The sequence below is a fragment of the Jidongwangia harbinensis genome, from assembly GCF_020216025.1.
Lineage (GTDB): Bacteria > Actinomycetota > Actinomycetes > Mycobacteriales > Micromonosporaceae > Actinoplanes > Actinoplanes harbinensis.
Genome location: NZ_JAIWNC010000061.1, coordinates 1 through 11,634, shown reverse-complemented (window position 1 = coordinate 11,634; position 11,634 = coordinate 1). Strand labels below are relative to the sequence as shown.

Sequence of the window (11,634 nt, the reverse complement as noted above, 5' to 3'; positions counted from 1 at the left end):
CTCAGCCGTAGTACAGCCAGGCGCTGACCGTGATGGCGTACCCCACGTCGCCGTTGTCGCCGAGGTGGCGGTAGTCGTCGTTGGCCTTGAGCCAGAGGCCGTACGGCGCGCTGGCGATGGTGCGCCGCGGTACGTACAGGCAGCCGCTGTTCGACCCGATCCGGGTGCGCGCGCCGGTGTGGTTCCACTGGCCGACGAGCGCCGCGTCCGGACCGCCGGGGTACGGCCACCAGCTGTCGAACGGCGCGGACTGCCCGTTCCCGTCCGGTCCCCAGGTGCCGCGCCAGTTGAAGATGCCGCCGTAGCTGATCCGCCCGGTGGCGGTCACCCGGACGACGGCCCCGTCGGCGATCTGAGTCTGCAGCGGTGCGCCGGGGGAACCCACGTACACGCCGAGACTCTGCGGAGCCAGGTGCAGCCGGGCGGTGGACCCGCCGACGCCCAGGCGGCAGGCCGTCATGGCGGCCTGCGGGTCGACCGCGGCGTGGGCGGCGGTCGGGGCCGCGACGGTGAGGGCGGCGGAACCCGTGAGCGCCGCGGCGCCGAGCGCAAGCGTCCTCATAAGCTTCACATGTCCGATTAAACACTATTAGTCCGATGGGACCGAACAGCATGGGGGGATCAGCGATCCGTGGCTGGCGTCCGGCCATTCGCGGTACAACGGCGATAGCGCCGATCAGGTGCCCGGTCAGTACCGTCGCTGGAGGAAGCAGTCATGATCGATCGAGCCGGCCTCGCCGAGTTCCTGCGCCGCCGTCGAGAAGCACTGCAACCCGAGGACGTCGGCCTGCCGCGCGGCCAGCGCCGCCGCACCAGCGGGCTGCGCCGCGAGGAGGTCGCCGCCCTCTGCCACCTCTCCACCGACTACTACAGCCGCCTCGAGCGGGAACGCGGGCCGCACCCCTCCGAGGGCCTGATCGCCTCCATCGCCCAGGGCCTGCACCTCTCCCTCGACGAACGCGACCACCTCTTCCGCCTCGCCGGTCACAATCCACCCACCCGGGGTACGACCAGCGAACACATCAGCCCCGGTCTGCTGCGCATCTTCGACCGGCTGACCGACAGCCCCGCCGAGATCGTCACCGAACTCGGCGAGACCCTCCGCCAGACGCCGCTCGGGATCGCCCTCACCGGCGACCTCACCGGGTTCACCGGACCGGCCCGCAGCATCGGGTACCGCTGGTTCACCGATCCCGCCACCCGCGCCCTCTACCACCCCGATGACCACCAGCAGATGTCCCGTGTCTTCGCCGCCGGGGCGCGCCGGGTGGCCACGCTGCGCGGTCCCGGCTCCCGAGCCGCCCACCTCGCGGATCTGCTGCTCTCCCGGAGCCCGGAATTCGCCGCGCTGTGGGCGGACCACCAGGTGGGCCTGGCCTTCGACGAGGGCAAACGCTTCATCCACCCGGAACTGGGGCTGCTCGAACTCGCCTGTCAGCACCTGGTGGACCCGGCCCAGTCACACATCCTCCTCGTCTTCACGGCGGTCCCGGGCACCGAGAGCTACGAGAAACTCCAGCTCCTCTCGGTCATCGGGCCGCAGACCGTCAGCTCGTAGCCGCCTCCCCGGCCGGGTCCGACCCCGGCAGCAGCTTGTCGAGCGTGATGGGCAGGTCGTGGCGCCGGATGCCGGTGGCGTTGAAGATGGCGTTGCCGACGGCCGCGGCCGAGCCGACCGTGCCGAGCTCCCCGAGACCACGGGTGCCGAGGCCGCCGACCTGGGGGTCGGGCCGGTCGAGCCAGTGCACGTCGATGTCGGGGATGTCGGCGTTGACCGGCACCATGTAGTCGGCCAGGTTCGAAGCGGCGAGGCGACCGGTGTCGAGCTCGAGCGGGTTGTCCTCCAGCAGCGCCTGGCCGATGCCGAAGATGACGCCGCCGACGAGCTGGCTGCGGGCGGCCTGGGCGTTGACCACCCGGCCGGCGTCCACCACCGTGGTGAAGCGGGTGACCCGGGGTTCTCCGGTGAACCGGTTGACCCGGACCTCGCAGAAATGGGCGCCGAAGCTGTGGAACTCGTACCGCGCGGCCGTCTCCGCGGGCAGCTCCGTCCGGGTCTCCGCGAGCAGACCCTCCCTGCCGACCGCGGCCAGGAGGCGCCCGAACGTCATCGACCGTCCGCCGCCGTGCAGGCTGCCGTTGCGGTAGGTCAGGTCCCGGGGATCGGCGCCGTGCCAGGGTGAGCGGGCATCGGTCACCGCGAGGTCGGTGAGTGCGGCGATGACGTCGTCGGCGGCGGCCACCACCGACGGCACGGTGCTGGCGGTCGCCTGGGAGGCGGCGGCGACCGCGCCCGGCGGCAGGGTCGAGTCGCCGAGGCGGGGAGTCACCTTCCGCACCGGGATGCCGAGGCGGTGGGCGCCGGTGATCGCCAGCACGGTGAGCAGGCCGGTGCCCATGTCGCTGGTCGCGCTGGACACCACGGCGGTGTCGTCGTGGCGCAGTTCGACCCCGGCGGTGACCGGCGAGCGGTTGCCCGGGTAGATGGCGGTGGCCATCCCCATGCCGATCAGCCACTGCCCGTCGGTACGGCTCCGCGGCTTCGCCCGGCGGGCCGACCAGCCGAAACGCCGGGCACCGACGCGGTAGCACTCGTCGAGGTGCTTGCTCGAGAACGCCTTGCCGGTGCCGGGCATGACCGTCGCGTAGTTGCGCAGGCGGAGCTCGACCGGGTCGACGCCGGTGGCCACGGCCAGCTCGTCCATGGCGGTCTCCAGCGCGAACGACCCGGGTGCCTCGTTGGGTCCGCGCATGGCCCAGGTGGGCGGCAGATCGAGCGGGACGAACCGCTGGCGGATGTGCAGGTTCGGGGTCTGGTACAGCGCGTCCGTGGTGTCCGCCGCGGGCAGCAGGGGCCATCCACCGACCGCCGGCAGCTCGGCGTCGGAGTCGTGGCTGACCGCGTTGAGGACCCCGGAGCGGGACGCGCCGAGCCGGACCGTGTGGTTCACCTGACCCCGGCGTCCCACCATGGTGAACACCTGCTCCCGGGTCATCACCAGCTTGACCGGTCGGCCCAGTCTGCGGGCGGCGCCGGCGGCCAGCACCGAGTCGTTCCACGACCGCACCCGGCTGCCGAAGCCGCCGCCGGTGTTCGTGCACACCACCCGCACCGACTGGGGCGGGATGCCGAGCCGGGCCGCGAGCAGCTGGGTGGCCATCACCGGCGCCTGCGACCCGGTGTAGACGGTCACCGTGGCGCCGCTCCACACCGCGATCGCGGCATGCGGCTCCATCGCGACGTGGTGCTGCACCGGCTGGTGGAAGGTGGCCTCGACGACGACCGCGCTCGCCGCCAGCGCGGCCTCGATCGAGCCGACGCCGGGGGCGAGAATCGTGAGATCGGGCGGTGCGAGAGGGGGCGGCAGCTGGGGGGTGACGCCGGGACTGCCGGCCTTGATCGAGAGGTTCGCCGACTCCGCCTGGTAGGTCGTGGTGACCAGCGCCGCGGCGTCACGCGCCTGCTCGAACGTCTCGGCGACGACCACGGCGATGGCCTGCCCGCGGTAGCGGACCCGGCGGTCCTGCAGGGGCGCGTAGTTCTCGACGAGCGCCGCCTGCGTCCCGGGCGCCGGCGTGACCAGGCCCAGGTTGCGGTCCGGGCCGTACACCTCCAGGACACCGGGGGCGTCCAGCGCGGCGGCGGTGTCCATCGCCAGGATCTGCCCCTTCGCGACGGTGCTGGTGACCACGTACGCGTAGGCCACGTCCGGGATCGGATGGTCGGCCGCGTACGCGGCGGCGCCGGTGACTTTCGACCGGCCTTCGACGCGATCGATCTCGCGTCCGAGTGGTGAAACGGTCATCGTGACTCCTGACTGAACGCCAGCGGTGACGGGACGGGATGATGCGGGGGTACGCCGGTGCGCAGCGGCACTCCGGTGCCGCCGTACCGGTGCGCGACGATCTCCGCGGCGATCGACAGCGCGGTCTCCTGCGGGGTACGCGCGCCGAGGTCGAGCCCGATCGGCGAGTGCAGCCGGTCGAGTTCCCGGTCGGTCAGGCCCGCCTCGCGCAGCCGCGCCAGGCGCTGCTCGTGGGTGCGCCGCGACCCCATGGCGCCGACGTAGGCCACCGGCAGCCTCAGCGCGGCGGTGAGCAGCGGCACGTCGAACTTCGCCTCGTGGGTGAGCACGCAGATGACCGCGCTGCCGGGCAGCAGCTGCGCCTGCAGATAGCGGTGCGGCCAGTCGACGACCACCTCGTCGGCGTCCGGGAATCGATCCGGGGTGGCGAAGGTGGCCCGCGCGTCGCAGACGGTCACCCGGTAGCCGAGGAACGCACCGATGCGGGCCAGCGCCGCGGCGTGGTCGATCGCCCCGAAGACGAGCATCCGCGGGGCCGGGGTGTTGCTCTCCACCAGCATCGACATCGGCTCGCCGCAGTAGCCGTCGCCCACCCCGATCTGCACCGCGGCGGTACGCCCGGCGTGCAGCAGACCGGTCGCGTGGACGACGGCGGCCCGATCGAGCTGTCCGTCGCCGAGGGAGCCCTCGGCCCGCTGCCCGGGCCGCACCACGATCAACCGGCCGAGGCGCTCCTCCGGGCCGGCCACGACCGCGCCCACGGCGACCGGCCTGTTCCGCGCGGCATCGGCGAGGGCCGACTCGAGCTCCGGCTCGGCACCCGGATCGTGGCGGCGCAACAGCAGCTCGATGGTGCCGCCACAGGTGAGCCCGACGGCGAAGGCGTCGTCGTCGTGGTAGCCGAACCGTACGACCCTCGGCCGGGCGTCGACGGTCAGCATGTCGTGACAGGCCGCGTAGACCGCGGCGTCGACGCAGCCACCGGAGACGTTGCCCAGCACGGCGCCGTCCGCGTCCACCACCAGCGACGCGCCCGGCCGGCGGGGGGCGCTGCCGTCCACCCGGGTGACGGTTGCCGCCACGAACGGCGTCCGGCGGCGGACGCGCTCGAGAAGCTCCGCGGCGAGCTCAAGCACGGCCGCGTTCCTGCAGCGTGGTGAGGGCCCGGATCAGGGTGCGCCGCAGCAGCGCGGGCTTGAACCGGTTGTGCGGCAGCTCCCGTGCGCCGTCCGCGGCGTGGGCGACCGCCGCCTCGAACGTTTCGGCGGTGGCCGGCCGGCCGGTCAGGGCCCGTTCCACCGCAGGCAGCCGCCACGGCCGGGTGCCCACCCCGCCGGCCGCGATCCTGGCCTGGGTGATGGTCCGGCCGCTCAGTTCGAGACCGACGGCGGCCGACGCCAGGGCGAACTCGTACGACTGCCGGTCCCGGATCTTCAGGTAGAGCGAGTGCGCCGCGGCCCGGGACCGGGGAACCGTGACACCGGTGAGGAGTTCGCCGGGTTGCCGCACGTTCTCCACGTGCGGCGTGCCGCCGGGCAGGGCGTAGAAGCTGTCGAGCGGCACGGTGCGGACGCCGCGTGCCGAGGTCAGCCGCACCTGGGTGCCGAGCGCCACCAGGGCGACGGCCAGGTCGCTGGGATGCGTCGCCACGCAGGCGTCGCTCGTGCCGAGGATCGCGTGGGTCCGGTGGAACCCGGTCAGCGCCGAGCATCCGCTGCCCGGCTCCCGCTTGTTGCAGGCCGTCGTGACGTCCCGGAAGTAGCCGCAGCGCGTGCGCTGCAACAGGTTTCCGCCGATGCTCGCCATGTTGCGCAACTGGCCGGAAGCGCTCAGCTCCAGCGCCTGAGCGATCACCGGATAGTCCCGGCGGACCTGCCGGTCGGCGGCGACGTCGCTCATCCGCTCCAGCGCGCCGAGGTGCAGCCCGTCGCGGTCCAGCGTGATGCCGCGCAACGGAAGCCGGTTGATGTCGACCACCCGGTCCGGTGCCATCACGTCGAGCTTCATCAGGTCGACCAGGGTGGTGCCGCCGGCCAGGAACGCGGTGCCCGGCCCGGCGCCGGCCAGCGCCTCGCGCACCGAACGCGGCTGGCTGTAGGCGTACCCGCGCATCAGCGCATCACCTTCTGCGCGTCCCGGACGGCGTCCACGATGCGCGGATAGCAGCTGCACCGGCAGAGGTTGCCCGACATGCGTTCCCGGATCTCGGCGTCGGAGTCCGCGTGTCCCTCCTGGACCATGCCGACCGCCGACATGATCTGCCCGGGGGTGCAGAAACCACACTGCAGACCGTCGCGCTCGATGAACGCCTGCTGCATCGGATGCAGCCGGTCGCCGCGGGCGAGACCTTCGATCGTGGTGACCTCGCGCCCGTTCGTGGTGGCCGCCAGCGTCAGGCAGGACAGCACCCGCCGGCCGTCCACGTGGACGGTGCACGCGCCGCACTGGCCGCGGTCGCAGCCCTTCTTCGTACCCGTCAGGCCCATCCTCTCCCGCAGGGCGTCCAGCAGGGTGACCCGCGGATCCACCTCGAGCGTGTGCGCACGGCCGTTGACCTCGACCCGCACCGTGACCGGCGCGGCCGGCTCCACGTCGACGGCACCGGAGGCGTCCGCGACCGTCGTCAGCAGCGGCGCGGCCACGGCGACGGCGACGCCGCCACCCAGTACGCCTCGCCGGGACACACCCGGCCGGCTCTGGCCTTCGTCTTCTCGTGGGCTCATCGGAATCCTTCGGGTTCGGGCGTCCGGACGGGTGCACCGGCACGACGGGCTCGCCGGTGCGGTGCCAGCGTCGCCGCACGGATCGACGGTTGCCAGGGTCTGTCGATCCCCCCATCCGGGGGCGGTGACCTGGCCAGCCTGTGATCGGCAGGCCCTGGATAGGTCCGCACCGCGCCTCGATGATCGACACCATGACCCCGGCCGGCTCCCGGCAACGACAACGGCAAGGAGCACGACGATGCCCCGCACCCCGATCGACATCACCGTCCCCGACCTGTCCGGACAGCGCGCCGTGATCACCGGCGCGAGCGACGGCATGGGCCTGGGCATGGCCACCCGGCTGGCCGCGGCCGGCGCGGAGGTGATCATTCCGGTACGCAACCTGCGCAAGGGCGCCGCCGCGGTCTCCCGGATCCGGCAGAGTCACCCGGACGCGAAGGTCTCGGTGCGCGACCTGGACCTGTCGTCGCTGGCATCGGTCGCGGCCCTCGGCAGCACGCTCCGCGCGGAGGGCCACCCGATCCATCTCCTGATCAACAACGCCGGGGTGATGCGGCCACCGAACCGGCAGACCACGGCCGACGGGTTCGAGGTGCAGCTCGGCACCAACCACCTCGGCCATTTCGCCCTGGTCGGCCATCTCCTCCCGCTGCTGCGGGCCGGCCGCGCCCGGGTGACCTCGCAGGTCAGCGTGGCCGCCAGCCGCGGAGGGATCAACTGGGACGACCTGAACTGGGAGCGCTCGTACCACGTCATGCGCGCCTACCGTCAATCCAAGATCGCGTTCGGACTGTTCGGCCTGGAGCTGCAGCGGCGCAGCGCGGCACACGGCTGGGGCATCACCAGCAACCTCTCGCACCCCGGGGTGGCTCCCACCAGCCTCCTGGCCGCCCGGCCGGAACTCGGCCGCGACCAGGCCGTTCCCCAGTACCGGCTGATCCGGGCGATGTCGGCCCACGGCATCCTGCTGGGCACCGTCGAGACCGCCGCACTGCCCGCCCTGATGGCCGCGACCGATCCGGGCGCCAAGCCCGGCGCCCTCTACGGCCCCAGCGGCCCCGGCAACCTCGGCGGGCGGCCGGCCGAACAGCGGATGTACGCGCCGCTGCGCAGCGTCGAGGAGGCCACCCGGCTCTGGGAGGCCTCCGAGCGGCTCACCAGAACCGCGTTCGTCACGGCCTGACCGACCACCACCCGAGGAGCCCGCACGTGAGTACCCTCGCCCACCGCCCAGCTCAGCCCCGGAGCCCCTGGTGGGTGGTCGTCGGTGGCGGCACCGCCGGTGCCGTCGGTCCCCAGATGTACCTGGCCACCATCGGCCTGTTCGTGGCGCCGATCGTCGAGGAGACCGGCTTCAGCCGCACCACCGTCACCGGCGCCTACTCGGTCGCCGCGGTCGGGATGGCGATCGGCCTGCTCATCGTGGCCCGGCTGGTGGACCGCTTCGCCGCGCGGTACCTCCTGGTACCCGGATTCGTGCTGTTCGCGGTCTCGATGGCAATGATCGCGCTGGTACCACCGGTCGCACCGGTCTACCTCATCCCCTGCTTCTTCGTGGGGTTCTTCGGGGCCGGCACCACGGTCCCCGCCGCCCGGGCCGTGGTGAGCTGGTTCGACAACAACCGCGCCCTCGCCATCGGCGTCGTGACCGGCATCATCAGCCTGGGCGCCGCGCTCGCCCCGGTGCTGGCCGGCGCGCTCATCGACAGCGTCGGGTGGCGGCCGGCGTACGGCATCATGGCGCTGATCGCCGCGGTCGTGTCGGTCACCATGGTCACCGTGTTCGTTCGCGCCCGGGCGGAACGGCACGTCCGCGGGCGACTCGTGCTCCAGACCCACGAGGAGGGCCGGGACGTCGGTCTCCGGCTCCCCGGACTGACGTTCCGCGAGTCGGTCCGTACCCGGCAGTTCTGGGGTATCGCCGTGGGGCTGGGCCTGGTCGGCGTGGTCGTCATCGGGCTGCAGGTGCACCTCGTGCCGATGCTGACCGACCGCGGGCTGAGCAGTGCCGACGCGGGTTCCCTCCTGGTCGTGTTCGGGCTGGCGTCGTTGGTCGGCCGGGTGGTCGGCGGCTTCGTCATCGACCGCGTGCACGGCTCCGTGGTGGGCCCGATCGTGATCCTTGCACCCGTGGCGGGCCTGTTCTTCCTGCATCCGCCGTTCGCCGGCGCGGCCGTCGCGGTCGCCTTCATCGGCCTCGCCTTCGGCGTCGAGGGCGACCTGCTCGCCGTGCTCATCACCCGGTATCTCGGCACCCGCGACTTCGGCCGCATCCTCGGCCCGGTCCAGGCCGCGTTCCTGCTCGGCTCCGCGCTCGGGCCGCTGCTGCTCGGACTGGGGTACGACGTGCTGGGCTCCTACGACCCGGTCATCCCGGTGCTCGTCGGCATCCTGGTCATCGGCGCGATCCTCATCGCCACGCTGGGCCCCTACGCCTACCCCGCGGTCACCGGGTTCGACCAGCTGGCCGCACGGGACGAACTCGCCGCCTCCGAGGTACTGAACGACCTGGCCGGACACCGCGACGCCGCCGGACCGGCGGACCGGGGCCACGCCCGGCTGCCGCACTGAGCGCGGTGGTCACATCTGCGCGACGGCGCCCTCGTACATCCGGTCGATCTCGCCGGCGAAGTGCGCTTCCGTGTCCCGCCGCTTGATCTTGAGCGACGGTGTCAGCTCGCCGTTCTCGATGCTGAGGTCGCGGGGCAGGATGGTGAAGTTCTTGATCGTCTCCCAGCGGTTGAGCCCCGCGTTGAGCTGGTCGACGTAGCCACCGATCAGCGCGCGCACCGGCGCCGACGCCACCACCTCCCGGTACGGGCGGCCGGCCAGCGGTCCGCCGGCCGCCCACCCGGCGACGGCGTCCGGGTCGAGCGAGATCAGCATCGTGCAGTAGTTGCGGCCCTGACCGACGACGACCGCCTGCGAGGTGTACGGGCACAGCGACTTGAACACGCCCTCGATGTACGACGGCGCGATGTACTTGCCGCCGGACGTCTTCACCAGGTCCTTCTTCCGGTCGGTGATGGTGAGGTACCCGTCGGCGGAGAGTTCACCGATGTCGCCGGTGCGGAAGAACCCGTCGTCGGTGAACACCGCCGCCGTCTCCGCCGGCAGGTGGTGGTAGCCCCGCATCACGGGTGCGCCGCGCAGCAGGACCTCACCGTCGGCGGCGATCCGGCATTCCACATCGCCCAGCGCCGTGCCGCAGGTGCCGATCCGGACCGCCCCGGGGCGGTTGACGAAGACGCCGGCGCTCGACTCGGTGAGCCCGTACCCCTCGCTGATCGGCAGGCCGGCCGCGGCGAAGAACTCGCCGAGCGGTACGGAGACCGCGGCCGCACCGGCGACCAGCACCCGCATCCGCCCGCCGAGACGGGCGTGCAGTTTGGCGAAGACCAGCGTGTGGGCGGCCGCGTGACGCACCCGCAGGCCGCGCGGAACCGGCTCGCCGAGCGTCTCCAGCGCGACCTTCTTCCGGCCGGTGCGCACCGCCCAGGCGAAGATCCGTGCCCGGGCGCCGCCGGCCTGCTGCGCGGCGATGACGATCCGGTTGTAGACCTTCTCGTACACCCGGGGCGGTGCGCACATGATGGTCGGCCGGACGACCGCGAGGTTGTCGATCAGCCGGTCCACCCGTCCGTCCACATAGGTGGGTAGTCCCACGTGGGTGACGCCGCAGAGCAGCGACTTGCCGAACGAGTGGGACAGGGGCAGCCACAGGTAGTGCAGGTCGCCCGGTTCCATCAGGCCGAGCCCGCTCTGCGCGACCGCCGCCCAGCACCAGCCGCGGTGCAGCAGCTCCACGCCCTTGGGGCGCCCGGTGGTGCCGGACGTGTAGATCAACGTGGCGAGGTGGCCCGGTTCGATGCCCGCGACGATCCGCTCGATCAGGTCCGGCTCGGTGGCGAGGGCCGCGGTGCCGCGCGCCGCCAGCTCGGTGAGCGTCAGCTGTGGCGGCGTGGCCGCCGGGTCCGGTGTGCCGTCGATCAGCACGACGTGGGTGAGCGCGGGCAGGGCGGCACCCGCGATCTTCCCGGCCTGGGCCGGGTTCTCGGCGATGACCACCCGGGAACCGGAGTCACCGACGATGAACGCCGCGTCCTCCGGCTCGGTGGTCGGGTACACCGTGGTGGTGGCCGCGCCGGCACACATCACCCCGAGGTCGGCGACGACCCAGTCGATCCGGGTGCCGGCCAGGATCGCCACCCGGTCCTCCGCCCCGACGCCCAGGCCGCGCAGCCCGGCGGCGATCGCGACCGCCCGCTCGCGCATCTGTGCCCAGGTCAACCAGACCGGTCCCGAGTCGTCGGCGGCCGAGTGCGCGAACGCCGGCCGGTCCGGGGTGGCCGCGACCCGCTGGAAGAACATGTCGGGAATCGAGCGGTACGGGATATCCAGTGCCATCCGGTCGCCACCTCCGCCGCCCAGCGTGCCGCATCGCGCGGACCCGCTGCGAGGCTCGACGGGTCTTTGGATGATCCTGCGAAAACCTCCGCCGCGGCTGGTTAGAGTCCGGGTACGGGGTGCGTCCGGTCCCACCCGTGCCGGGTCCCTGGTTCGAGTTCGGCGACGACGCAGGAGGGCGACAGGTGCGTACCGGACCGTGGCGGCATCGCCCGCCGGGCCCATGGCGACGATGACCGGCGAGGTGCTGCCCGCGACGGTCCTCGACCTCGACGTCGCCGACCCGCTGCCGGCGGTGGCCGCGGTCGGGCCGGACGGCCGGCGGGTGCGGCAGGCGTGGGCGCTGGTCCGGCTGTTCACCGAACCCCTGGGTACGGTGCTGACCGACGTACCGGAGCAGGGTCTGGGGCCGGCCGACCTGGCCGCCGTGATCGACGCCGAGCTGGGTGCCGCGCTGGCGCCGAAGCTGGCCGGGTACGGCCTGACCGCCCTGCCGGTCGACGGCATCACCCCGGACACCGAGCCGGCGTTCCTGGCCCGCCGCCGCGAGGTCCTCGCCGACGCCCCACCGATCACCGTGGTGGTCTGCACCCGGGAACGACCCGACGCCCTGGCCCGATGCCTGGACAGCCTGCTCACCCAGGACTACCCCGGCTACCGCATCCTGGTCGTCGACAACGCACCCGTCACCGACACCA

Annotated in this window: 10 protein-coding genes; 4 read left to right on the top strand and 6 right to left on the bottom strand. The window is 72.8% G+C overall.

From position 1 onward, the window contains the following. Position 1: 1 nt before the first annotated feature. Positions 2-562, bottom strand: a complete 561-nt coding sequence (locus tag LDL48_RS41285; protein WP_225260649.1) for a hypothetical protein — start codon at positions 560-562, stop codon at positions 2-4. 153 nt (positions 563-715) lie between these two features. Here LDL48_RS41285 and LDL48_RS41280 point away from each other — a divergent pair, with 153 nt between their 5' ends. After that, the gene (locus LDL48_RS41280; protein WP_225260648.1) at positions 716-1,558 is read left to right on the top strand and encodes a helix-turn-helix transcriptional regulator; all 843 of its coding nucleotides are present in this window, start codon (positions 716-718) and stop codon (positions 1,556-1,558) included. Here LDL48_RS41280 and LDL48_RS41275 read toward each other — a convergent pair. From LDL48_RS41275 to LDL48_RS41260, 4 genes are read right to left on the bottom strand one after another with little or no spacing between them, the layout of a single operon-like run. Further along, positions 1,548-3,806 carry a xanthine dehydrogenase family protein molybdopterin-binding subunit gene (locus LDL48_RS41275; RefSeq protein ID WP_225260647.1) on the bottom strand — a complete coding sequence of 753 codons (2,259 nt, stop codon included), beginning with the start codon at positions 3,804-3,806 and terminating at the stop codon, positions 1,548-1,550. The two genes, LDL48_RS41280 and LDL48_RS41275, sit on opposite strands and share 11 nt — an antisense overlap. Continuing rightward, on the bottom strand, positions 3,803-4,942 hold the full coding sequence (locus LDL48_RS44885; RefSeq protein ID WP_225260646.1) for an XdhC family protein: 1,140 nt from the start codon (positions 4,940-4,942) through the stop codon (positions 3,803-3,805). Before LDL48_RS44885 ends, LDL48_RS41275 begins: the two co-directional genes overlap by 4 nt. Then, positions 4,935-5,918, bottom strand: a complete 984-nt coding sequence (locus tag LDL48_RS41265; protein WP_225260645.1) for an FAD binding domain-containing protein — start codon at positions 5,916-5,918, stop codon at positions 4,935-4,937. The genes LDL48_RS44885 and LDL48_RS41265 overlap by 8 nt, the downstream gene beginning before the upstream one ends. Then, a complete protein-coding gene (locus tag LDL48_RS41260) occupies positions 5,918-6,397 on the bottom strand; it encodes a (2Fe-2S)-binding protein (protein WP_372472315.1) in 480 nt (159 codons plus the stop codon). Before LDL48_RS41260 ends, LDL48_RS41265 begins: the two co-directional genes overlap by 1 nt. Before the next feature lie 370 nt (positions 6,398-6,767). On the opposite strand from LDL48_RS41260, the gene LDL48_RS41255 reads away from it, so the two are divergent. Next, the gene (locus LDL48_RS41255; protein ID WP_225260644.1) at positions 6,768-7,712 is read left to right on the top strand and encodes an SDR family oxidoreductase; all 945 of its coding nucleotides are present in this window, start codon (positions 6,768-6,770) and stop codon (positions 7,710-7,712) included. A 26-nt stretch (positions 7,713-7,738) separates the two neighbouring features. Then, positions 7,739-9,100, top strand: a complete 1,362-nt coding sequence (locus LDL48_RS41250) for an MFS transporter (protein ID WP_225260643.1) — start codon at positions 7,739-7,741, stop codon at positions 9,098-9,100. 9 nt (positions 9,101-9,109) lie between these two features. Here LDL48_RS41250 and LDL48_RS41245 read toward each other — a convergent pair whose 3' ends face one another. Continuing rightward, the gene (locus tag LDL48_RS41245) at positions 9,110-10,936 is read right to left on the bottom strand and encodes an AMP-dependent synthetase/ligase (RefSeq protein WP_225260642.1); all 1,827 of its coding nucleotides are present in this window, start codon (positions 10,934-10,936) and stop codon (positions 9,110-9,112) included. Positions 10,937-11,135: 199 nt separating this feature from the next. Between LDL48_RS41245 and LDL48_RS41240 the strand changes: the two genes are divergently transcribed. Further along, positions 11,136-11,634: glycosyltransferase family 2 protein (locus LDL48_RS41240; protein WP_225260641.1), on the top strand; the 499-nt coding region annotated here is incomplete at its 3' end.

What these genes read in the sequence shown, in the direction of transcription:
- LDL48_RS41255 (WP_225260644.1), top strand. Translation starts at nt 6,768, where the DNA reads ATGCCCCGCACCCCGATCGACATCACCGTCCCCGACCTGTCCGGACAG.
- LDL48_RS41245 (WP_225260642.1), bottom strand. Translation starts at nt 10,936, where the DNA reads ATGGCACTGGATATCCCGTACCGCTCGATTCCCGACATGTTCTTCCAG.
- LDL48_RS41285 (WP_225260649.1), bottom strand. Translation starts at nt 562, where the DNA reads ATGAGGACGCTTGCGCTCGGCGCCGCGGCGCTCACGGGTTCCGCCGCC.
- LDL48_RS41275 (WP_225260647.1), bottom strand. Translation starts at nt 3,806, where the DNA reads ATGACCGTTTCACCACTCGGACGCGAGATCGATCGCGTCGAAGGCCGG.
- LDL48_RS41265 (WP_225260645.1), bottom strand. Translation starts at nt 5,918, where the DNA reads ATGCGCGGGTACGCCTACAGCCAGCCGCGTTCGGTGCGCGAGGCGCTG.
- LDL48_RS41280 (WP_225260648.1), top strand. Translation starts at nt 716, where the DNA reads ATGATCGATCGAGCCGGCCTCGCCGAGTTCCTGCGCCGCCGTCGAGAA.